Below are 22,839 nucleotides of genomic sequence, written 5' to 3' on the forward strand. Positions count from 1 at the left end.
ATGGGCGTGGTGAGTATTCTGACGCATAGCTTTACCGATGGTTACAATCGGGAATTTGGCCGGGTATTTGGCGGTGGACTGGAGCGCTACATTTTGGATCTGTGCAGTGTCATCCGTGGGCTCGGGCATATTCCCGAGGTTCATCAGCTCTCTTATTTTGAAGCGTTTCAGACGCGGACGGAGCAGATTGATGTATTTGGCTATGCGTATGACATGAATGATGTGCCCGAAGCCTTTGACCGGATGGCAGCCGCGGCGCGCGGCCCCGTGATCTATGCCAGCTGTCTGTGGCAGCCCATCACCTACAAACCCGGCAGTCTTGGCATCTGTCATGGCATTAACTGGGATCGTCCCGGACTGCCACTGGATACCAAACAACAAGTAGCAGAACACATTCAGCTGGCTCTGGATGGACTTGTGCGTATCGTGTCTGTGGATTCCCATTTCCAGACCTTTTGCCGGGCCGCGTGCACCTATACCGACCCAAGACAGGTTGTCCTGATTCCCAATGCAGTGGATACGTCCTATTTCACACCAGCCCCACCAACGCGGACCTTAGAGCAGGAACAGGAAGACGAATGGCTTGCTGCATGGAAGACTGATCTGGCGAGTCATGAGGAGAATCTTGGAGCGGTTATATCAGGCGTGAAAACTTTAAAAGGCAAGACTGGAACGAGTGGTGATGGAGAGGTGGATCCCCATTTCAATGTATCGAAAATGGAAGAAATCGAGGTAGATGGCGAATCGTATAGGGTTGCTCGCAGCCACCGCAATTCAACGGATTGGGCTAACGATATTGTAATAGAAGCAGATGCTCAATGTCAGGTTAATGGTCCAATTCAGGGACAGGTTGAAAAGAAAGCTGTGGATGCCCCTGCGTCCTCTCCCCGCCCAATTCGCATTATATATCCACGCCGTATCAGCATGGAACGGGGCATTATTCCGATGATGCTGGCAGCAGATAAGCTATTGGGGGCCTTTCCGGATCTGGAGATTGAATTTGCCGGGGAACTGGTCGAAGGCAGTACGGTGGGGAGAGCCTTTCGTTATTGGCATCGTACTCATCCACATGCAGCGAGAATTAACCAGCGCACGTATGATTTCCGGGATATTCGGGAGGCGTACCATCAGGCAGATATCGCCGTAATTCCAACCGTGTTCTCAGAGGGTACCTCCTATGCCTGTCTGGAAGCGATGAGTTGTGGTCTTCCGGTGATTGCCTCCAATGTTGGCGGATTGAATGATCTGATTCAGGACGGGTTTAATGGGCTGCTCGTACCTCCTGGCGAGCAGGAACTCACCGCCGCACTGGTACGTCTCGTTCAGGACCGGGCCGAGCGAGAACGACTGGGAATCTATGCGCGCGAGACTGCACTGTCCTATGATCTTGCCAGGTGGCGGAGCCGGTGGAGCACGGTGTTGGAATCTTTTTTGGCAGAGACAGGATTGAAGGAGGGAATTCGGGGATGATGGATACGCCCAAGACAACGGAATTCATGGAATCAAGATACATTCGGCAAAGTGACCCTAAAACGGACACACTGGTCTTCCCCCTGCATCCGGCATGGTGGAGCCGTCCATATGAATATGAATGGGCCCGGCGGTTTGCACGTCCGGACGATGTGGTCCTTGATGCAGCCTGCGGCATCTCCCATCCGTTCAAATTCTGGCTTGCAGAGAACTGCCGCGAGGTTCACGCCTGCGACTGGGATGAACGCATTTTGTCTGAAGAGGCGATCCGGCTGGATATTGTTTCTGACTTTGGCGAGCAAGCCGCCCAGGATCTGCCGGATTCGAGTCTCGTCCGATTGCACCGTGCACAGGCTAATCTGGCCCAACTTCCGTATGAGTCCGGCAAGTTCGACCGGGTGTTCTGTATCTCCGTATTGGAACATCTGGATACAGGCACAATGCTGCGGGCTTTTCGTGAATTCGCCCGAGTGCTAAAGCCCAACGGACAGTTGATCGCTACCTTCGATGTGCCCGAGATGCGGCCGGATCTGCTAGAGACGATCATGGCTGTCACCGGATTAACCATTGAAGATAAGCTGAATGTGGAAGAGCCGGATGATGCCATCTGGTCTGATATGTATGGCACGCCGATTCGCTGTTTTCGCGCAGTGATATGCAAAGGTTGAGGGATCGAGCTATTGGCAACGGAACCATGCACGGCTCGGGAAATAATCCGATTACCGGCTGCTCCGTTGCTTTTGCACTTTCAATCGGAGATCAATTGAGAAACAGATCGGGATTGGGGGTTGGGGACTAGAGACTAAAAATCAGAGGTTAGAGACTAGAGATTAAAGATTAAAGATTAAAGATTAAAGATTAAAGAAAAATTATAGGTGTACCAGTAACATGTTGCACTGGTTGGTGTACTCTTTGGCAGTGGCTGCGCCGGGTGCTGTCAGGCGCAGCAGGGTTTGCAGGCCCGGCGAGATTGCAGTCGCCGGGCGACCTGAGGCGGCAGGTTGCCGCGCAGTGAGTTGGGCCGATTCGGCCCATTCACGCGCCAGGTTCTGCCGCCCGGCGAGCAACGCGAGCGTGCCCGCAAGGAGCGCGTGAGCGGTGCGCTCCGGGGCGGGCACTTCGTCCGCGAGGGGCTGCTGCGCGCCGTCAGGCGTGCCGCATAGCGCCAGCAGCCCTTCGCGGACGCTCGCGGGTGCGCGCAGCAACCCGCAGCGTGCCGCAGGCGGAAGCGCTGCGAGCAACGCCAGCGCGCCGCGGGGCGGCAGGGCTTGCAGCAGGCGCAGCCATGCGGCCCAGGCGCCTACGCCGGCAAGCGCTTGCGCAGCGGCGAGCAGGCCAGGCGAAGACGCGGCCAGGACGCCGGGCGTTGCTCCGCGGGGCGGGCTGCCGCTGCTGCGCGCCGAGGCGTTGCTGCGGGCCGGGGCCCCGCGCTGAAGCAACGCCTCGGCGGCGTGGGCCGCGGCGGGCAGCGCTGCCGCATGGCGAGCCGCCGGGCGGGCGTTGCGCCCGCCCGGCGGCTTGCGGCCCAGCGCCCACAGCGCCAGCGCCGCCTCTGGCCCGTGCTGCGCATGCGCCGCCCAGGGCTGCAAAGCCGCCCGAGCCGCGGCGTCTTCGCCCAGCTGGGCCAGCGCAAGCCCGGCGCCCAGCGGCTGTGCCCGCAGTGGGGCAACAAGTGCTGCCGCATGGCGTAGCAGCCACTCCGGCCGATGCGCAGCCAACGCAGCCGCGATCAGCGCTTGCCATGCCGCAGGCGGCAAGCTTCCCCGGGCGGCTGCGCTGGCGATGGCTTGCGGCCGCCCGGTGGTTGCGGCTAGCAACAACAGCCGCTGCCATGCAGGCAAGCTGCTTGGTTGCATGCCCAGTGCCGCCGTGTACGCGGCTTCTGCCTCCGCCCAGCGGCCAGCTCGCTCATGTGCCATGCCTTCCAGTGTCAGGCTGCGATAGGTTCCAGCACCAGAGACCGACGTATATCGGTTGGCTGTGGAAGCAGCGGATCTAGCCCGTTTTAACCAGTCCAAAGCCACATCCTCGCTCCCTTGATCCAGCTCCAGTACAGCACCAAGCTCCAACAAATCCGGAAAATCCTCATACACGGGCGCCCATGCTTCCACCACAGCAAGCGCCCGTTCTGGACTGCCAATTTCTCGCCAGGCGTAAGCCGCTTTCAGCACCAGATCCGAGTGATATCCACACTCCGGCATAAGTTGTGCCAATAATGGCTGCAACAACCGGAGTGCTTCATCATACTTCGCTTGCTGAAACCACTCGGCAGCCAGAGCATATAACAACTCCGGTTGGTCGCCCTCCTGATTCAACGCGGAGCGAATCAATTGCATATTCCGTGCACCTTTATTTTTGTCGACGATTGTCTGCTCCAGATATCCATAATGAATGACCTCAAGTCCAGAATGAAGCACACCTTGCGAAGCCAGTGCCATAATGGATGAAGCGATCTCTTCATGAATTCTGCCCTGAAAGGCAATTCGAGGATCATTTCGGAACAAACGACACACCGCATCTGTCACACGCTCTTCACCAGACACACCCAGCAGACTCGTGACCTGTATCCAGTAACCCCACACATCATCCCTGCTCTCAGCTAACAAATGCATAAGCTCTGCCTTCATCTGTGGGGTCTGTACCCATACTTCATCCGCATCGAGCACCAGAATCCACGGATTCGTAGCAGCAGCCAGTGACAGATTACGGGCTTCACTGAAGTCTCCGTTCCATTCTGTGCGAATTACAATGGCACCATGGCGGCGGGCTATTTCAATTGTATCGTCTTCCGATCCTGTATCCACGATGATGATCTCATCTACGATATCCCTGACTGCATTCAGGCACCGCTGGAGTGGCCCGGCTTCATCCTTCACGATCATGCACAAGCTAATCCCTGTGCTCACATTCATCACCACCCTTAACCAACGGAGTTCAGTCCCATCCAGTACGCATCTGTATTACCTTTAGCTCCTGCACCTACCTTATACCACTTAGCTCTCGAATTAGTTCTCGAACCCATCCGCCCCTGGCAGTTCAAGCCGAATATGCTGAACGACAGGCCAACAACGGTGTCGATTTCCATTCGTATGTTGGGCGAACACCTCCAGATGATGATCCGCAGCACTAACCAATCCCTTCACCAGCCAACTAGTTCCCGCGAGGGAATCCGAAGCCCCAGGGAATGACTCCATTCCATTCTCATTCAAGTTCTCTTTCTCTCCCACTCGAACGCTCTCCCCAACAGATAAATCATCTCCAGCTAATTGCTGTCGACACATCTGAATCAAGCTATGCAGCTCCTTCCAACGTCCTGACTGCACACATCCTTCCATCATCAGTCCGAGCGCCTGCCAGCCATCATACTCTGCTCCTGCAACCGTTCCGTCCATGCTAGCGTCCGTGTCCTTCTTTGTTGTCGCTCGCAGACCAACCGTTCGCCATGTCTGCACAGCAGATTCCTCATCATTGGTTACTACTGCACTTACCTGAGAACTACGCTTCAACCACAACGTCAAAGGATCGTCTCCGCTGACTTCCTTCCCTTCGAGCCATTCCAACCGTTCGAGCCATCGTGCAGACGAGATCGCGAGCAGCCTTTTTTTCCGCTGCACAGGTTCCAATTTCAGACGCGCCTTATTCCATCTCCCCTGTTGGATTTGGAGCATCGCCTCCGCCACAGATAAACGCTCCCTCATCTCTCCGGAAGGCTGTGAGGAAATCTCCGGTAACAATTGCAGAGCCGCTTCATAACAACGACTTTGCTCCAGAATGCCCAATACTTTGTGTGTAGCCTCTTCTGATCCGAGCGCAAAACGCTCCGTCACCAGCTCTGGAATCTGATGTTCCTGCCCGGAGACTCGCATCATCCGGAATATCCGATAGAGCGGAGGTAACAGACTGGATTTGGCACGCACCGCTTCCACGTAAGCATCCACCGCACCCTCCAGATCGGCCCTTCCTTCCAGCAATCGCCCTAGCGTATACCACGTCTGATAGGTGCCGATGCCTTCTTCCGTATGATATATGGGTGGAGGTGGCCCCATGCGAACCGCTTCACGCAGTGACAATTCTGCCCGATCTGCATCGCCCAATGCATCTGCACATACTCCGCGATGATGCATCAGATCCGTGTACTCTGGAAAGAGTTCAAGCGCAGCATCGATTCGATCCAATGCCTCCTGCCAGCGATTCAGTTGCTGTAGACAACGAACTTCATATTTGAACAGCAAATGTGCGTAACTGGTCACCGCTGGATCGATCCCCATCCGAGCCACAGCAAACGTCTCCAAGGCCCGCTCTGCTTCCCCCACACGCAGATATTCTACGCCCAGATTATAGTGATGGAATGGCTGACCCGGTTCTTCCTCCACTGCCTGTTGCAGCAGGCGGACATTGCGGTTCACCTTATCTTTGCGCTCCACAATCGCCGTCTGATATCCATAATGATGGATGACCATGTCCGTCACATGAAAAGCAGCCTCTGGATTCCCACGACAGATCGCCGCCGCAATCTGCTCATGAATTCGCCCTTCAAATCGATGCTCCGGGGCATTACGAAAGAGACGCAAAACCGGATTCACGGTAACCCCCTGCTGACCCGTACCTGTATAGTTATGAATGTTTAAAAACAATCCGTCACATCCGCTGACCGCCGTCCAGCTCCTGATCTGCTCCCTCGCAGCCCTATCGAGCGCCTCGTCCGCATCAAGAAAGAGAATCCAGTCGCCGGAAGCACGCTCCAGGCCAGCATTCCGTGCTGCGGCAAAATCATCGCACCACTCAAACGCCACAACCACCGCGCCATATTGCTGCGCAATCTCCGCGCTGCGGTCCGACGAACCGGTGTCCACGACAATTACCTCGTCCACCGCTCCCTGGACACTGGCAAGACAATGGGGCAGTAACTCTTCCTCATCCTTCACGATCATGCATAGGGAAATTCGTTCCGCTCGCAAGCTGATTCCTCCTTTCCTTCGCATGGAAAATCGTGCGCCATGGGATACCTTCGGCCGTCCGCAGCCTTTGTTCCAGTGCAGCATGTTGTGCCGCGAGTGCCCCTGCCGACGGGGAGCGAACCAACTCCTGTCGAAGTGCCTCCATTGCTATCCGCAAGTAACATACTGCTGCACCAGCTCTGGCCTGTTGCAGATCAGGTTCCCGCTCCAGAGCCTGCTCGAACAGAGACAGCGCCTGATCATAATATCCTTTGGCAGACAGCGTTTCACCCAGCCAGAATAACCCTTCGGCATCCAGATCACTCTCGGTCATGCACTGAATCAGGATGTTCGCGGCTACCATGGTATACCCGTGACGATACAGCAGACTTGCAAACTCCCGCCGGACCGTGACTGCCTTTCCCCGATGCTCACGCATCATGATTGCCCGCAGTTCATGCAGGTGCTCAGCAAGCGTAAGATGTCCAGTCTTTACGGCCTGCTGTACAACCTTTTCTGCCACCATCTGTGCCTGCGGACCCCACTCCATAAGCTTCTGCTCTTCTGACGCAGGTTCCATGCTTCGCGGCTCTTTGGTCAACTGGTCCAGCAGACGATCCATGACCTTCCAAACCGTCTTTTCTTGTGGATGGGTAGATGCGAGGAATATATCGGTTAATCGTAATCCATTAGCCCAATAAGCCAGTGCCCAATCCATTCTGTGCTCAGTTGGCAGATTGGCTTCATGTACACACCCAACGTTCCAGTGTTCTTCTGCCAGTTGTAATGCCTCCGAAACCTTATTCGCACACAACATCCAATGTATTCGATCCGCTACATGGATACGGGTAATACGAGCATCTGTATCCAGCATTTTCAATGCCTGCCCATATGCTCCGCAGCCTGCGAGAACATGAATGACTTGTGCAAAATGATCCTCATTCTTCACGGCGTATGGATGGGGTGTTTCACCATGAATCGTGTCGCCGTGATCTGACTCTTCGATCCCTCTGCATCTGGCGAGCAATGTTTCTGCTATGTTCTCATCTGTTTCTCCGGATTGTTGCAGTACATCCGCTAACCCCACCCATGCCGGAGCATATGCAAACATGCTGTCCAATGCCAGCCCGTACAGATGTGCGGACTCATTCAGGAATCCACGTTTCTGGGCAAGTCTTGCCATCGCGGTATAGACTCTGTAACTGTCAGAACCGGCTTCCGTTACATATGGCGAATCTAACGTGCTACCACCATCACTTTGTCCATCACTGTCTGGCACCCCCAGGCACTCGGTCGCTCGGGCATAGGATTGATATGCACGCTCCTCCAAACCTTGCTGCTCCAACGTCTCCCCATACAATAGGTGCAGATCAGCATAAGATGGGTAACGATGCCTTTCCACAGCCAGAAGTGCATGCGCCTCTTCATATCGTTCCAATCCCACAAGGATCTTCGCATAATCTCTAACCAGTGTAGGACGATAAGGCGCGCGCAACTCTGTCAGGCGCAATGATACACTAAACGCTTCAGTTGCCTGTTCAATCTGACCAAGTTGGCAATAGGTCACTCCGAGATTGTACAGATGAAACGGCTGTGCAGGATTATCTGCGAGTTCCCGTTCAATCAACTTCAAATTACGTCTTGGTTTATGTTCCTTCACAATCGTGGAGGCCAGATACCCATCATGAATGAGACATAGTGGAGCCAGCGGTTCAGTCTCGATCAATACGTTTTCTTCGTCTGTATAGTTCTCGTTCTTATCCCTATCAGCAGGCTCAATCAAGACAAGCTTGCTCGGGCCGCTACGAACCAACTGCTCATGGATGCGTCCCACATATCGATATCCTTGATTAGCACGGAACAGTCTCACCGGTTGGGAGATCATCTTCTCTTCGGCCCCTTCACCGTATCGATTCTCTATAGTAATGCGTAATCTTGAAATGCTTTTATGGACTTTAGGCAAATAGTTCAGTAGTTCTTCCAACCCCTGTGTGACGTACTCATCCGCATCCAGACATAGGACCCATTCGGTGCCAGCCAAAGGCAAACTGATATTCCGCGCATGGGCAAAATCATCCTCCCAGCGGGCATGCAACACCGTTGCTCCGTATGTTCTTGCAATCTCGGTTGTGCGGTCAGACGAGCCCGTATCGGTGATAAAGCACTCCGTGCCGATATGCATCAAGCTGTCGAGACAGCGGGGCAGATGATGTTCTTCATTTTGCACAATCATATGGATTCCAAGTAAACGGTTCTGCAAACATAACCACCTCCAATACAAAAAAAGTACATGAAGTCCACCAAAGGAACTCCATGTACCTATATGACAAATGAATGGGTTATGTGCCTTGTCCATTGAAGAACACATCAATCGTACTTGGTGCACCAACTAGGCTGGAGCGGTAGGATAGACGTGTATATTTGAGAAAACGCTGCGGAACCAATACATCCACTGACCCGGACAAAATGCCTGTTACTGTCGTCACATCCGTGTACCAGTTCGAACCGTTTGCACTGATCTCAACACGAGCATCTACCCGGTTTACACCAGGTCCCCTGTTATATACAAAGAAAGAATACGTACCAAATACACTGGTTGTCACTGCTGGAAGCGGTGTAAAGGTGTTAGCCGTCGGGGTGCTAATGAGTTGGTTTTCCTGAAAACTCTTCTGTGATATGGACGTCACGCTGCTAAGCGTTCCCGCCGTAATTGTAGCGCCGAGCACACTGGTGATTGTCCCGTTCAACAGGTTCGTCAGGGTGCCGGCTGTGATCGTTGCTCCAAGCACACTCGTGATCGTACCATTCAGCAGGTTTGTCAGCGTCCCCGCTGTCACCGTTGCGCCGAGCACGCTGGTGATCGTTCCGTTTAATAAGTTCGTTAGGGTTCCGGCTGTAATCGTTGCTCCAAGTACACTCGTAATCGTACCATTCAGCAAATTCGTCAACGTACCCGCTGTTACCGTTGCACCGAGCACACTGGTGATCGTTCCGTTTAATAAGTTCGTCAGGGTGCCTGCGGTGATGGTTGCTCCTAGTACGCTCGTGATCGTACCTGCGGTAATCGTTGCTCCGAGTATACCTGTGATGGTCCCCGCTGTGATGGTCGCTCCAAGTACGCTGGTGATGGTTCCGGCCGTGATTGTTGCTCCCAATACACTTGTGATCGTACCATTCAGCAAGTTCGTCAGTGTCCCCGCCGTTACTGTAGCTCCGAGCACACTAGTGATGGTTCCAGCTGTGATCGTTGCTCCCAATACACTCGTAATCGTACCATTCAGCAAGTTGGTCAGCGTTCCCGCCGTTACCGTAGCTCCGAGCACACTGGTAATCGTTCCGGCTGTAATCGTCGCCCCAAGTACACTTGTGATCGTACCATTCAGTAAGTTCGTCAATGTTCCTGCAGTCACCGTGGCTCCAAGCACACTCGTGATGGTACCATTCAGCAAGTTCGTGAGTGTTCCTGCTGTTACCGTTGCCCCGAGTACACTTGTAATCGTTCCGGCCGTGATCGTCGCACCCAATACACTTGTGATCGTACCATTCAGCAAGTTCGTCAAGGTACCTGCGGTAACGGTGGCTCCAAGCACACTGTTGATCGTACCTGCCGTGATGGTCGCTCCAAGTACACTTGTAATTGTGCCGTTCAGAATGTTCGTAATGGTTCCGGCATTAATCGTAACGGTGGTCAGACCAGAGATGTTACTGATGGTTCCGTCCAAAATGATGCCAACCACGTTCCCGCTCGTATCGGTTCTGACGGGCTGGGCTGTGCCTGTACTATCCTGGCCGAAAATCAATGTCCTCAGATTATCCGGATTCGTATTAAACGTTGTAAAGTTAGGCATGTGCCTCGTCCTCCTCCCTGGTCAAATCTGTGAAATTTTACTCCCTTACGGCATACGCTGCGCCTGAAAGTAAACATCAAGCCGGGTCGGCTGATCCGGTTCAACAGATCGAATTGCAAGCCGGGTATAATGCAAAAATCGCAAGGGTACCAGCGCTTTGGTCTGACCTCCCGCGACCACCTCCTGGCTGTCCACAGCATAGTCCACGGCATTGGGACTGATCTGGATCTGTACAAGAGCCGGATGTTTGCCCCGATTCACAACGCCATAGGTATACATGCTGAGTGATGAGGTGTCTTGTGCCGGGAGTGAGTGTATGCTGCTACTGGTCTCGGCTCCGACATACGTATGCTCTGTAAAACAATGAATAGCACCAGGGAGTTTCGTACGTGAGGAAGCACCCTGCTTGAACCGGGGACGAGTGATCCGGGAACAAGGGGGTTTCAGCAATTTAGCGCGGCAGGAATGACGGGAGCGACGACGGCTAACATATTTAGTTGGTTGCTTCGTTCTCTTCTTGCTTCGCTTCGCTGTTCGACTCATCTCGATTTCCCCTTAAAAAATGTGCTTACGCATCGTATGCCCGGATTGGAAATACGGGCACGGCAACCGCCTTTATTTCCAGATATACGGCTCAGTTCCCAATCCATTTTTCTTCTTTTCACATACACTGCAAGTACAATGACATGCGAATTAACCGGAGTGTTGCTCTAAAAGAACTGGTCTACGGGAGGTGGATGCGATGACGAACTACAATGTATTTAATCAATCCAATGGTCCCCTGTTTACTCAACTGACCAATACCTTCTCGGCACCTGGAATTGAAGCTTCACCAGACAGCGGTGCTGCTGCTGCCGGAAGTTTCTTTGCCCTAACGACGAACAATACCGCAATTCCTGCCAGCCAAAATCTTCTTCTACAGATCCTGAATGGAGCCGGTAGTGGCAGAACTTTACGCATATCCAGCCTCACTGGAGGCACAACAGCAGCAGCTACGCTTGTCATCTATTCTGGAGGAACGGTGACTGGTGGCAGCTCGCCTGTACCCGTCAATACGCTACTTGGAAATACCAACGTCAGTGTAGTCACAACGAGGCAAAGCACGGGTACTCTTGGGGGAACCTTCACGAGCATCGCAAGTATTCCGCTTACCGCAGGTATGTATTCACTGAATTTGAACGGCTCGATTATTGTTCCACCGGGACAAACTTTATCCATTAGTGTAGGTACAGGGAGTCAGACGGGAGCCATTAACCTGTTCTGGTGGGAATTCTGAGTTGGATCATAGTAGAAGAAGGTGGTGTATACAGTGCCAAACAATAATGTATTCAACCCGTTAAGCCAGCCCGTCTATACGTCAAATACCAACACATATACCTCTCCCGGCATTGTTGCCCCACCGGAGAACGATGCCGGCAACACAGGCAATCTGTACAATGCAGGTTCCACCAACTCCACAACACTGGGATTGCTGGGAGGAACGGTAATCGCCACCGTACAATTGGCCAATCCAGCGGGGAGTGGAAAAACCCTATACGTATCACGGATCTCTGGCGGAATTACAGTCTCACTCAACCTTTTATCTTCCTTCAGCGGTTCCATGAGTCTGACCGCAAATGGAACGCTGTCCTCTCCCAGTACACTTACGCCGGTGAACAGCAATCTTTCCAGCAGCAATACCAGTGTAGCCGTAGTACGATTCTCTGCTGCCGTGCCTTCGGGTGCGACTTCATTGATGGCGATGCCCCTTCAAGCAGGGCCCTTTCTATCCAATGAATTCGGCCGTTATGTGGTTCCTGCGGGTCAGGCCATTAACCTGTCTGTCGGCGGATCACTCTCGGTTGGTGGACTGATGGCCTCCACTGCCTATTTCGCCTGGTGGGAAGTGTGATGTTTCATACATCGCAACGTGCAAACAGCCGCCTTCGGATGAATACCGGAAGCGGCTGTTCGTTTTATTGTAGATGTAATGATGATTAAATATGTTGTCCGGGCAAAGACTGTCAGGCCGATTCCTGCGGAATGATCTTTTTTGCTTCATTCACGTGAGGCTGCTTTCCCTCCCACAAGATACGCTGTAGCAAAATGCCGGCAAGACCAATTACCAGCGTAGCGAGACCAATATATTGAAAGGTGGAACTCGGACCTGCGGCTCGAATGAGCGCCCCACCTGCAAGTGGAGCTACGACCAGTACAACACTGGATAGTGAATTTTGGATACCGAAGACACGCCCTACATAGGCAGGAGGGGTTTCTTTTTGCAGCAAATAATTCAGTGTTACCATAAAGAGTCCATTGCCTATCCCGATGCAGAGGCCCCAGATAATGACCCAAATTTCCGGTGTTTGTGGGCCGATCCACCCCAATGCAGCGATTCCGGCACCCACGAACAGATATCCTCCACCTAGTCCCCATCCATACCCAATCCTCGGCAGCCGATTTAACAACAAAATGATAATTACTGCCCCCGCTCCTGCAGATGAACCCAACCAGCCGAGCAGTGATTCGTTACCTGGCTTGATCTCCCGAAACAGAGTCGTAAACTGATAATCAATCATTAGAATAGCCATGAGTCCAAAACAGCCAAACAGAATCGTGCTCAGCACAGTGCGGCTGCGACGTATAAAATGCCAGCCTTGCTGCCACTGTGTGAACAAGGATTCCGAGCCATCCTTTGCGTCAGAATCACTTCCGTCTGGTTCAACAGGCTCCGATTGCTCCACCAACCGCCGTAAAGGCCACAACACTGCCCCCGACAACAGGCGGGTACAGGCATTAATAACAATACAGATCTGTGGTGAGAAAAAGGCCAAAATGACTGCTCCCAGAAGTGGTCCTGCCACTTTCGAGCACTGGCTCACAAAACCGTTCAAGGAAGATGCCTGGAACAGATGCTCCTCTGCCACCACCTGGCGGGTTAACGCCTGCTGGGCTGGAACATGGAACACCCCCATCATGGCCCGCAGAGCAAGAAGTGGCAGCAACCATGCCGGGCTTGGTGCGAATAAAATAGCAACGGTTAAACCCACGGTGATCACATCACACAAGATCATGATCTTTACTTTGTGCAGTCGATCAGCCAGGGCACCTGCAACGGAGCCAAGCAGTATACCCGGGACAGCCATACATACAGGAATAAGTGCAATGATCAGTGGGTCAGCACCCCAGCGGTAAGCCACCATCACCTGGATCGCAAGTGCATCGAACCAATCTCCAAACGTAGCCAGTGAGTATGCGATAAACATGCGGACAAACTGGAGGTTAGTCCATAAGCTTTTGGAAGATTCCGCAGATGAGGCAGTTAATTCGGTGGATTCATTGGATGTGGGTTCATTTGAAATGACGGTCATACATGTACTCCCTCCCTTGATTACAGCCGTTTACGGTCTGCATGTTCCTTGGCTGTAATCATAAGGGCGTTATATCAGAGGAAGATCAGAGGATGGGGCGATAGGGGATAAAAAGTTGCGTACTTCATCCACAATTTGCTGTCCATATATGGGAACACCGTAGCTTTTGCCGATCTCTGCATACACTTGACGATATTTACTGCGAAGTCTGCCTTCAATTCGATGATGACCCATGAACTGGAGAATCTGATATGCCGCATTCAGATATAACGGTGCGTTCAGCGACATCTTCAATACGTCCAGACCATCATCCATTCTAAGTTCCGCTTCACGAACTCGTCCCTGCCGAAGCAACCATAACCCTTCCATCACCTGAAAACGTCCGATCTCCCGCAGATACGGAGCATTCTTTAATCCTGCTCGCAGGACTGCTATCTGAGCCTCAACCGCTTCACCGCTGCCACCCCACAGTTCCACATACAACGCTGCAAGTGCTACAGGCAGTTTGAAATTAACAAGCTCGTCTGTCTTAATCACACGATACGTCTCCTCCAGCTGCATCCTAGCCCGTTCAATCTGTCCAATCTCAGCATAGACTTCAACGATGTTCAGAATCCGAAGCTCCCGAAGCTGATCTGCAGACAATGCCGATGAATTCAGAGCCTGCTCATACAGCTGTATACTATTGGCTGGCTCAATTAGGGGGTGCACGAAAATCAGTAGCCAGTATAGACGCTCCTCAAAGGGAATTTCCTTTGTTGTAATCAGCCACTCCAGATCTCCCTGTATAAAACGGATATACAACTGATAATACGGGACAATCTGAATGCCAAGTGCTTCCTGCTGTTGAACCAGAGTCTGTATGGCGTTTCCCTGCCCAAACAAGTGATATTTACGAAGTAATCCGTGAATGGATTCCTGCATCTCTGGGTCTTGAGCAGAAGGGGTAGCGGGTAGAGCGGACTTATTCTCATGTACAGCAAGCCGATATCCGTAGCCCCGTACCGTATCCAGACTGATCTCATCCCAGCGTTTCAGCTTCTTGCGCAGACGATAGATATGATCATCCACGGTACGTTCAACCGGATATTCCAAGGGCCATACCCGGTCCAGCAGTTGGCTGCGGGTGAAGGATTTTTCCTTGTTTTCATACAGAAAATGCAGCAGTGCAAATTCCTTGGCGAGTAGACGAATGGATTCCGTTCGCCGTGTTACCGTATATTTCCCTTCATCCAATTGCAAAGACATGCCTGTTTCCTCCTACTATGTATAATTCGCTAATCCGAAATCGTATAGATTCATTCCATTTTTTCTCTTCATGGTGTTCAACATACCACAAAAACCCTTTGCGAGAACGCAAAAGGTTTCTGTCGTGGAGCTATTCTTCGAACGAGTTATTCCCTTGCCTTAACCAAGCACGACTCGGTCATCCGCCATTTTTTTGCCGCTAATACGCTCGAATTCACCCAGCAACTCAGGTACCGTCAACGTACGCTTGCGCTCTTCGCTGACATCCAAAATAATTCGGCCTTTGTCCATCATAATCAAACGGTTACCCAGACGAATCGCCTGTTCCATATTGTGCGTTACCATCAATGTAGTAAGTCTCATCTCACGCACAAGTGTCTCCGTCAGTTCCGTGATCAGTTCGGCACGTGAAGGATCAAGGGCAGCCGTATGCTCATCCAGCAGCAGAATCTGCGGTTGAGTAAAGGTCGCCATCAACAGACTGAGTGCCTGTCGCTCTCCGCCCGACAAGAGGCCGACTTTCGCGTTAAGCCGCTTCTCCAATCCAATACCCAGCTTCTCCAGTTGTGTATTGAAAATCTCACGTCTGGCACGGGTTACTCCGAAGCCTAGTCCGCGTCCTTTGCCACGTTTGTATGCCATCGCCATGTTTTCTTCAATGGACATATGTGGTGCTGTTCCTGCCATCGGGTCTTGGAACACCCGGCCAATCCAGCTACTGCGTTTATGCTCCGGCAGGTTTTTAATGGAACGGTCATTGATCAGAACATCGCCCATATCCGGCTTCATCACACCCGAAATGATGTTCATCAGCGTGGATTTCCCCGCTCCGTTACTGCCAATCACCGTTACAAAATCTCCCGGATTCATCGTCAGATTCACACCAACCAGCGCGGTCTTCTCATCCGTTGTGCCTGGGTTGAACAGCTTGGTTACTTGCGTAATCTCCAGCATGATCACATACCTCCCTTCGTCTGCTGACCCCCGGATCGCATCAACTCTTCCGTTCGTTTGCGAGCCAGACTACGCTGCTTCATGGAGCGCTGCATCGTTGGGAATACCAGGGCGATAATGACGATCACTGCGGTGATCAACTTCAGATCAGATGTATCAAACCACTCAACCTGAAGGGCAAGCGCGACCACAATCCGGTAAATGATTGAACCAACAATTGCTGCGAGTGTAGCCCAGAATACCGTTCTTGCACCGAGAATAGCTTCACCGATAATTACCGAAGCCAGTCCAATGACAATCATACCAATGCCCATCGTAATGTCCGCAAAGCCTGATTGCTGGGCAATAAATGCACCAGACAGGGCAACCAATCCATTGGATAAACTGACACCTACAATCGTAGTCACATCCGTATTCGCACCAAAGCTGCGAATCATGCGTTTGTTATCACCTGTGGCGCGGAGCGCCAGTCCAATATCTGTTTTCATGAACAGATCCAGCATGATTTTAAACACCAGTACTACGATGATGATCAGAACCATGACATGCTCACCCGAGAATGGATTATCCATGCCCATAATGGATTTATTCGGTGCGCCAAGAATCCGCATATTAATGGAGTAGAGTGCAATCATCATCAAAATCCCGGATAACAATCCGTTGATTTTGCCTTTGGTATGAAGCAGACCTGTACAAGCACCAGCCACCATGCCGCCAGCCATTGCCGCCAAACAGGCGAGCCAAGGAGAGAAGTCATTGGAGATCATCACCGCCGCGATTGCGCCTCCTGTTGTAAAACTTCCGTCTACGGTAAGGTCAGGAAAATCGAGTATGCGGAACGTAATATACACACCAAGTGCCATCAGTGCATATAAAAGCCCCAGCTCGATCGCTCCTTCAATTGAATTCCAGCTTATACTCACGCTACTTCCTCCCTGTCTATCGAAAAGAATGAGGCGAACCCGTTGCACGTCCGCCTCGCATCCATCCTGCCGGATTATTCTCCGGTCAGATTATTGAATCAATCTCGTAACTTATTAGATTGATTCTATTGAATAATGTTGTTGTCCTGGTCTTGCACTGCCGCCTTCATCTCATCCGTAACCGTGATGCCTTGAGCTTCAGCCGCTTTCAGGTTCAGGATCAGATCCAGCTTGTCTGGAACGGTGACTTTCATATCACCAGGTTTCGTACCGTTTTTCAGAATGTCCGCAGCCATCTCCCCTACCTGATATCCATGGTCATAATATTTGAAGCCAACGGTTGCGAAAGCTCCTTTTTCAACGGTATCCCGATCACTGGAGAAGAATGGAATTTTGTTGTTGTTCGCCGTTTGAATAATCGTATCAACCGCACTCACGACAGAGTTATCAAGCGTAATGTAAAAGGCGTCTACTTTGCCAACGAGGGAATCCGTTGCCTGTTTTACTTCAGATGTATTCGTAACTGGTGCTTTCACCAGCTTGATATTATGTGTTGCTAGTGCCTTTTCAGCGTTATCTGCCATAACCACCGCATTCGGTTCGCCTTCGTTAATCACCAGACCTACCGTTTTCACATCCGGCAGATTTTTGGCGATAAAGTCAGCCAATTGTACGATCGCCTCCGGGTTCGTGTCCGATGCACCTGTAACGTTGCCGCCCGGCTTGTCCATATCGCTCACCAGTTTCGCACCCAGCGGGTCTGTTACCGCTGCGAACAACAATGGCTTGTCCTTCACTTGTTGAGCCAGAGCCAGCGCAGATGGTGTTGCGATGCCGAGTACGAGGTCGTTTTTGGAATCACCCGAGATTTTCTGTGCAATGGACAGGTTATTCGTCGAATCACCTTGCGCATTATTGTAATCAATTTTGAGGTTCTTGTTCTCTTCAATGCCCGCTTCCTTCAGGGCTGCAATAAATCCTTCGCGTGTAGCATCCAGGGATGGATGTTCAACAATCTGCGAGATGGCAATCTGGTATGATTTTTCCTCGCTGCCTCCACCTGTTGTACTTCCCGATCCTTCGGATTCCGAGCTTGTACCGCTGTTATTTCCGCAACCTGCCGCAACGATCATTGAAGCAACCATCATCAGTGACATCCAGAATTTCTTTTTCATGTGTGAGAACCCCTCTCCATCTTATAAAATGTGGTTACCCTTATCGCTATCCAAGTGACACGATAGGGCGGGACAAAACGAACGCTTCAACGCATTGTTGCTTTGATCGACAAAAGCAGACAAATATAGACTTTTCTCATGCGACTGAAGTCCATGACCCGTGTTGGTGTTTTTGTGTTTCCCTAATATTAAGGGGCGTCCCGATTTACGTCAATGGTTGAACCGCTTCCAATTTACTTTCATTGTATGATGGTGATAGAAAACATTACATAAAGTAAAAAAAACACCCACAATGTTCCGTAGATGGTCGCCATTAGTACAGCTATAACGTAAGGTTCTACTTATAAATAGGGAGTATGGAGTCTTTTTCTAATCTCGTCCATAAGCATTTTTTTCTCCACATCGGATATGGCATCTGCAATCAGTTTGCGTGCTGCAACAGGCGCAATCGAGGATTCAACATCTGCATAACCAATACCGGACAACTTCTCATACTCCTCCATAAAGATGCGAATATTGGCCTCTCTGGTAGCATCGAGAACAACTGTCGCTTCATGTGGCAGATGCGGGGGCAGTATGGCGTATCGAATCATAATAATGTATTCGGCCAAGTCGGCTTCGGGATTTCCGGTAGAAGCATTGTTCCAGTCAATAATGATGGCATCATTGTCCCTGATCAGTATGTTACCTGGATTAGGATCACCGTGACATAGTTGCTGCTTCATCGGTAATCGATCCAATTGGGCAATCACAGCAGCTTTCTCCGCTTCAGACAAGTATTGTGCTTCAACATGAGAATTTCATATTTAAAATTTTTAAAAAAAGAGGCAACCTTCCCAATATACTTTGGGTAAAGGTCACCTTCTAGCGATCAATGGATAGCTCCAGAGTGCTTTATTCCTTTTCTTTTTGCAGCTCTTCTAATTCAGATGGTGTTAGCCCGGTAGCTTTAATAATAGTAGCCTGATTAAGACCTAAAGTGAGCATATTCATTGCGATTTTCCGCTTGCTCTCAGCTTCACCCTCTTTGATGCCTTCTTCGATTCCTTTTTGAATTCCTTCCTCCATGCCTTTCTTGAGACCCTCTTCTCGTGCTCCCTCAATCATGGAAGCTTCGTCCCATAGAAATTTCTGACGGTCGATATATCGTTGACGTGCTTGCTCATCCTGGCTCAGAAACTCTAATACACTCATGGCTTTTTTTAAAGCCGGTTCGGGTTCGTGCATCATTAACGCCTCCCAGCTTGATCTAGTCATTCCTTTCAGAAATAACAGCCAACGCACCAATCCATCTTTCATTTGAATATTTTCATCATTCAGCTTTGGTATTTCCATAAAGTGAATCTCTATAACATCCGTCAACGGAATATCAGTATGGTCTTCTCTTAAATGAAATACGTTGTGATACTGGTCATTAGCGAGCATTTTGAAATTAACAATGTTGATCGCAACGCATTTTTTGAGTTGGCTATATCTCTGTCCTTCAAGTAATTGTCCGGAGTATTGTTTACCCCAATAGAACAAAGTCCTCTTCTCTAAATCATACTGATTAAACAACTGCATTTCAACATTAATTAGCTCACCTTGATCTGTTTTGGCCCGTATGTCCAGAATGGACTGTTTATCTCTCGGGGTATCTTTGTCCAGATAAGGGTTGATTAACACAATCTCGGTCAGTAAGGATTCACCTGCATTTTTGAAGGTGTGATTCAGAAAAGCCAGAAGAACATCCTTATTCTCTTCACTTCCAAAGATTCGTTTGAACACATAATCGTTCTTGGGATCAAGCAACTCTGTCATCATTATTCACTCCTACGCACAAAATGAACAGGATATATCTGCTGAAATTTCAGCAAACATAAGGATGCGAACATGCACTCGATGTTAGCTCTATTATATCACGCATCGCCATACGAAAATAGCGTTTATACGTAATTCATTATCAAAAAAAGAGACTATCTCGACGAATCGAAACAATCTCTTCTGTATAAACCAGTTAATTCCCCGACGCTTCGCGAATCTCATACTTGCACCTTTTGCCGCCATCAGCGTAACATTCGGTACGCTCTACCTCAGCTTGAAGCAGCGAGCGGAACAGATCGAGTTCACAGCGGCAAGCTTGCTTGTAGACACTCGCGACTTGTACAATTGGGCAGTTCATTTCCGTAATGACGTAGGTTCCATCTTCTTCTCTGGACGCATCCGCCATATATCCATTGGCATTCTGGATTCGCGCGAGTTCCTCCACCCGTCCGGCCAGATCCTGGCCCTCCATCTGTGGCAATCCGCTGCGAAGCAGCTTGTCCCGGCGACTCTCGAACAACGCATCTACCACACCGCTCCCGGCTGTGTCAGACAATTCTTCAAGCAGTTCCAACGTAAGGGACGAATATGATTTTGGAAAAAAGCTGTCCCCGCGTACCGTCAGTTGGTACACCGAGGACGGACGTCCGGCCGTAGCCCGGGCCTCCCGAACCTCGATCCAGCCATCCTGCTCCAGTGCCGTCAGATGACGGCGAATGGCCATGCCGGTCAGACCCAGATCAGCTGTCATTTCCCTCGCGGTCAATGTACCATTCTGCTTCAGCATGAACAAAATCCGTTCACGCGTCGTTCGTTCCTCTTCGCGCTTCACGATCAGCACCTGCTCTCCTGCTTATGCGTGTACCGGTGCTGCCTCCCGGCAGGCATCCGAGCAAAAGCGGTTATGCGTCTCTTCGCAATCCTCACAGCTTACATGCTGCAGGTTGCAGGTTGGACAATTAATATATCGGTCATGTGTCGTTCCGCAGTGATAACAGCTGGCAATGACGATATCCTCTTCTGTCCGGTTGATCGGTACAGAGATTCGCTCGTCAAACACGTAACATTTACCATCGAACAAATGGCCTTGTACTTCCGGATCTTTACCGTACGTGACAATACCGCCGTCCAATTGAGCCACGTCCTGGAATCCTTCATTGATCATGAACCCTGTCAGCTTCTCGCAGCGAATGCCGCCAGTGCAATAGGTAATAATCGTTTTGTCCTTCATGTCACCCAGGTTCTCGCGGATCCACTCCGGAAACTCACGGAACGACTCGACATCTGGACGGATGGCCCCGCGGAAATGACCAATTTCGTATTCATAATCATTGCGACCATCGATAACGATCACGTCATCACGTTGCAAATGCTCATGGAACTCTTTCGGTGAAAGGCGTTTGCCGCTAGTCACATTCGGATCAAGATCTTCGTCCACGCGGAACGTAACCAGCTCTGCTTTGTGACGAACAAAGATTTTTTTGAACGCATGCTCTTCCACATCATCAATCTTGAACACCATGTCGCTGAATAGCGGATTAGCCAGCATGTCTTTCATGTACTGTTCCGTCTGTTCAGGCGTTCCGGATACCGTACCGTTAATGCCTTCAGATGCGATCAGAATACGGCCTTTCACACCAAGATCCTTACAGTATTGCAGATGCTCTTGTGTAAACGTCTCAGGGTCTTCAATCTTCACGAACTTATAATATAAAAGCACGCGGTACGCGCTGTTACACATGTATATCACCTGTTCCTATTCCATGTTGTTATTAGCCGGTCATCCGGCAAGACGACTACGTTGCACCCTTACTGTTAAAAAGAAAATAAACAGCCGTCCGAAACATCGTCTCGAACTGCTGCCTGACATTCGACTTTTATTCCTGCATTCTAGTTTATCGGAAGCGGAATAGCTTAGTCAATATAAATGTATAGAAAGGCATGAAAGATATGGAACATATCTGTCCGCAACAATCATCCTATTCCGAGATCGTGATGACTGAGGTTACAAAGTGATACGATTCATTCTCCAATATCGCCTGTGATAACAGGATTTTATTGCCTTCCGGGCTCCAGGCGAGTGGGTCAGAAGCGTTGTCCATATCCGCCGAGATCTGGAACTGTTCTGCCGACTCCGTATTGGAGACGAACAGTCCTTTCTCATTATCATTTTCGGAATTAATCGTATACGCAATCTTGGAATCATCGCCCGACCAGCTTGTGCCGAAGATCTGTGTGCCTCTGGCGAGTGTGGCCTTCTCATTGCCTTCCAGATCGGTGAGCACCAGCGCCCGTTTGGTATCCGCTGTTCTTTTCACAATCGCAAGCCTTGTTCCATCATTAGAAGGGATGACCCACTCCACACTTTTCAACACCTGTTTCACTTCACCCGTCTTCGCATCGTATGTATTCAGCTGGCCATCTTCGCCCGTAATATAATAGAGCGTTACGTTTGAAACCTCGATGCTCCGTACATTGAAATTACCTGTCTCTACTAGCACCTTTGTTGTTCCATCCACACTTGCCGAGATTAGATCACCCTTCATATTGGGAAAAACGACATGTTCATTATCCAGCCACGCGCCCTCTTGGATAAATCCATCCTCCTTACCAGCAGGGGTTGTCTCCCCATTATGCAGGTTCAGGAAGTAGCCTTTACCCGTATTTTCCTCCGGCTCCCGGTAGAACAGGTACTGACCATCCGGTGACACCAGCGGTGCGCCCAGACTGGCTTCACTTTCCTTGAGCGGCGTGTCTGTGCCTTTCGTCAGATCATACATATATAAATTATGCGGGTATCTTTCCTGGCCTTCAACGGTGACGGGTTTCAAGGACTTGTTCTCCTTGTCAGATACAATCAAGTCGTCACTAAGCCATGCAATCCCGCGCATATTCGGCAGTTTATCAATTTTCTCCAGCTTGAAGCTCTGGTACACGGACGTGTTGGTATTATCTTTCACCGTAATATCGGTGCCCGTTTTCCCACCTTGTGCGTTGCCCCCCGGCTCTGTTGTTCCCCCGCATGCTGCTGTCGTTAACAGTGCAATGGCTCCGAACGTGCCCAAAGCTGCTTGTTTCCAGTTCATGATGGTCCCCCCTGGTTTCTCTTGCTATAGACCAAGCATACACAT

At 50.8% G+C, this 22,839-nt stretch carries 19 protein-coding genes; 4 read left to right on the forward strand and 15 right to left on the reverse strand.

The genetic code is table 11. From position 1 onward, the window contains the following. Both MHI06_RS28000 and MHI06_RS28005 read left to right on the forward strand, forming a co-directional pair. Complete coding sequence (locus MHI06_RS28000; protein ID WP_340399783.1) at positions 1–1,470, forward strand: glycosyltransferase; 1,470 nt, start codon at positions 1–3, stop codon at positions 1,468–1,470. Beyond that, complete coding sequence (locus MHI06_RS28005; RefSeq protein WP_340399784.1) at positions 1,467–2,138, forward strand: class I SAM-dependent methyltransferase; 672 nt, start codon at positions 1,467–1,469, stop codon at positions 2,136–2,138. The genes MHI06_RS28000 and MHI06_RS28005 overlap by 4 nt, the downstream gene beginning before the upstream one ends. A 201-nt stretch (positions 2,139–2,339) precedes the next feature. Here MHI06_RS28005 and MHI06_RS28010 read toward each other — a convergent pair whose 3' ends face one another. The 5 genes from MHI06_RS28010 to MHI06_RS28030 form a co-directional block, all read right to left on the reverse strand. Further along, positions 2,340–4,352, reverse strand: coding sequence for a glycosyltransferase family 2 protein (locus tag MHI06_RS28010; protein ID WP_340399785.1), 2,013 nt, complete (start codon positions 4,350–4,352; stop codon positions 2,340–2,342). Between the two features lie 123 nt (positions 4,353–4,475). Further along, the gene (locus MHI06_RS28015) at positions 4,476–6,428 is read right to left on the reverse strand and encodes a glycosyltransferase (protein WP_340399786.1); all 1,953 of its coding nucleotides are present in this window, start codon (positions 6,426–6,428) and stop codon (positions 4,476–4,478) included. Continuing rightward, entirely contained in the window at positions 6,385–8,667 is a 2,283-nt protein-coding gene (locus MHI06_RS28020) for a glycosyltransferase (protein ID WP_340399787.1), read from the reverse strand. The genes MHI06_RS28015 and MHI06_RS28020 overlap by 44 nt, the downstream gene beginning before the upstream one ends. A gap of 79 nt (positions 8,668–8,746) precedes the next feature. Beyond that, the gene (locus tag MHI06_RS28025) at positions 8,747–10,255 is read right to left on the reverse strand and encodes a DUF6385 domain-containing protein (RefSeq protein ID WP_340399788.1); all 1,509 of its coding nucleotides are present in this window, start codon (positions 10,253–10,255) and stop codon (positions 8,747–8,749) included. A 45-nt stretch (positions 10,256–10,300) separates the two neighbouring features. Further along, the gene (locus tag MHI06_RS28030; protein WP_169479932.1) at positions 10,301–10,798 is read right to left on the reverse strand and encodes a DUF6385 domain-containing protein; all 498 of its coding nucleotides are present in this window, start codon (positions 10,796–10,798) and stop codon (positions 10,301–10,303) included. Between the two features lie 199 nt (positions 10,799–10,997). On the opposite strand from MHI06_RS28030, the gene MHI06_RS28035 reads away from it, so the two are divergent. Then, positions 10,998–11,531 carry a hypothetical protein gene (locus MHI06_RS28035; protein ID WP_340399789.1) on the forward strand — a complete coding sequence of 178 codons (534 nt, stop codon included), beginning with the start codon at positions 10,998–11,000 and terminating at the stop codon, positions 11,529–11,531. Between the two features lie 33 nt (positions 11,532–11,564). Beyond that, positions 11,565–12,146, forward strand: coding sequence for a hypothetical protein (locus tag MHI06_RS28040; protein ID WP_340399790.1), 582 nt, complete (start codon positions 11,565–11,567; stop codon positions 12,144–12,146). 112 nt (positions 12,147–12,258) lie between these two features. On the opposite strand, the gene MHI06_RS28045 is transcribed toward MHI06_RS28040, so the two are convergent. The 10 genes from MHI06_RS28045 to MHI06_RS28090 all read right to left on the reverse strand — a co-directional run bounded on the left by MHI06_RS28045 (position 12,259) and on the right by MHI06_RS28090 (position 22,794). Continuing rightward, entirely contained in the window at positions 12,259–13,605 is a 1,347-nt protein-coding gene (locus MHI06_RS28045; RefSeq protein ID WP_340399791.1) for an MFS transporter, read from the reverse strand. 69 nt (positions 13,606–13,674) lie between these two features. Continuing rightward, a complete protein-coding gene (locus MHI06_RS28050) occupies positions 13,675–14,853 on the reverse strand; it encodes a winged helix-turn-helix domain-containing protein (protein ID WP_340399792.1) in 1,179 nt (392 codons plus the stop codon). Positions 14,854–15,012: 159 nt separating this feature from the next. Then, positions 15,013–15,807 carry an ABC transporter ATP-binding protein gene (locus tag MHI06_RS28055; protein ID WP_100528246.1) on the reverse strand — a complete coding sequence of 265 codons (795 nt, stop codon included), beginning with the start codon at positions 15,805–15,807 and terminating at the stop codon, positions 15,013–15,015. A gap of 2 nt (positions 15,808–15,809) precedes the next feature. Next, positions 15,810–16,730: an ABC transporter permease gene (locus MHI06_RS28060; protein ID WP_076333783.1), complete on the reverse strand. Its 921-nt coding sequence runs from the start codon at positions 16,728–16,730 to the stop codon at positions 15,810–15,812. 125 nt (positions 16,731–16,855) lie between these two features. After that, complete coding sequence (locus MHI06_RS28065; protein WP_340399793.1) at positions 16,856–17,905, reverse strand: ABC transporter substrate-binding protein; 1,050 nt, start codon at positions 17,903–17,905, stop codon at positions 16,856–16,858. A 341-nt stretch (positions 17,906–18,246) separates the two neighbouring features. Beyond that, positions 18,247–18,681, reverse strand: a complete 435-nt coding sequence (locus tag MHI06_RS28070; protein WP_169479938.1) for a phosphotransferase — start codon at positions 18,679–18,681, stop codon at positions 18,247–18,249. Positions 18,682–18,799: 118 nt separating this feature from the next. Beyond that, a complete protein-coding gene (locus MHI06_RS28075) occupies positions 18,800–19,708 on the reverse strand; it encodes an Rpn family recombination-promoting nuclease/putative transposase (protein WP_340399794.1) in 909 nt (302 codons plus the stop codon). 193 nt (positions 19,709–19,901) lie between these two features. Continuing rightward, positions 19,902–20,549 carry a winged helix-turn-helix transcriptional regulator gene (locus MHI06_RS28080; RefSeq protein ID WP_169479939.1) on the reverse strand — a complete coding sequence of 216 codons (648 nt, stop codon included), beginning with the start codon at positions 20,547–20,549 and terminating at the stop codon, positions 19,902–19,904. 12 nt (positions 20,550–20,561) lie between these two features. Further along, entirely contained in the window at positions 20,562–21,449 is an 888-nt protein-coding gene (locus MHI06_RS28085; RefSeq protein ID WP_169479940.1) for a rhodanese-related sulfurtransferase, read from the reverse strand. A 238-nt stretch (positions 21,450–21,687) separates the two neighbouring features. Further along, the gene (locus MHI06_RS28090; protein WP_340399795.1) at positions 21,688–22,794 is read right to left on the reverse strand and encodes a hypothetical protein; all 1,107 of its coding nucleotides are present in this window, start codon (positions 22,792–22,794) and stop codon (positions 21,688–21,690) included. Positions 22,795–22,839: the final 45 nt, after the last annotated feature.

Origin of the sequence: Paenibacillus sp. FSL H8-0079 (assembly GCF_037991315.1) — a bacterium.
Lineage (GTDB): Bacteria > Bacillota > Bacilli > Paenibacillales > Paenibacillaceae > Paenibacillus.

Bases quoted from the DNA above. Each gene is read 5' to 3' on its own strand.
- MHI06_RS28000 (WP_340399783.1), top strand. From the start codon at position 1: ATGGGCGTGGTGAGTATTCTGACGCATAGCTTTACCGATGGTTACAAT.
- MHI06_RS28005 (WP_340399784.1), top strand. From the start codon at position 1,467: ATGATGGATACGCCCAAGACAACGGAATTCATGGAATCAAGATACATT.
- MHI06_RS28010 (WP_340399785.1), bottom strand. From the start codon at position 4,352: ATGATCGTGAAGGATGAAGCCGGGCCACTCCAGCGGTGCCTGAATGCA.
- MHI06_RS28025 (WP_340399788.1), bottom strand. From the start codon at position 10,255: ATGCCTAACTTTACAACGTTTAATACGAATCCGGATAATCTGAGGACA.
- MHI06_RS28030 (WP_169479932.1), bottom strand. From the start codon at position 10,798: ATGAGTCGAACAGCGAAGCGAAGCAAGAAGAGAACGAAGCAACCAACT.
- MHI06_RS28035 (WP_340399789.1), top strand. From the start codon at position 10,998: ATGACGAACTACAATGTATTTAATCAATCCAATGGTCCCCTGTTTACT.
- MHI06_RS28045 (WP_340399791.1), bottom strand. From the start codon at position 13,605: ATGACCGTCATTTCAAATGAACCCACATCCAATGAATCCACCGAATTA.
- MHI06_RS28050 (WP_340399792.1), bottom strand. From the start codon at position 14,853: ATGTCTTTGCAATTGGATGAAGGGAAATATACGGTAACACGGCGAACG.
- MHI06_RS28055 (WP_100528246.1), bottom strand. From the start codon at position 15,807: ATGCTGGAGATTACGCAAGTAACCAAGCTGTTCAACCCAGGCACAACG.
- MHI06_RS28065 (WP_340399793.1), bottom strand. From the start codon at position 17,905: ATGAAAAAGAAATTCTGGATGTCACTGATGATGGTTGCTTCAATGATC.
- MHI06_RS28075 (WP_340399794.1), bottom strand. From the start codon at position 19,708: ATGATGACAGAGTTGCTTGATCCCAAGAACGATTATGTGTTCAAACGA.
- MHI06_RS28085 (WP_169479940.1), bottom strand. From the start codon at position 21,449: ATGTGTAACAGCGCGTACCGCGTGCTTTTATATTATAAGTTCGTGAAG.
- MHI06_RS28090 (WP_340399795.1), bottom strand. From the start codon at position 22,794: ATGAACTGGAAACAAGCAGCTTTGGGCACGTTCGGAGCCATTGCACTG.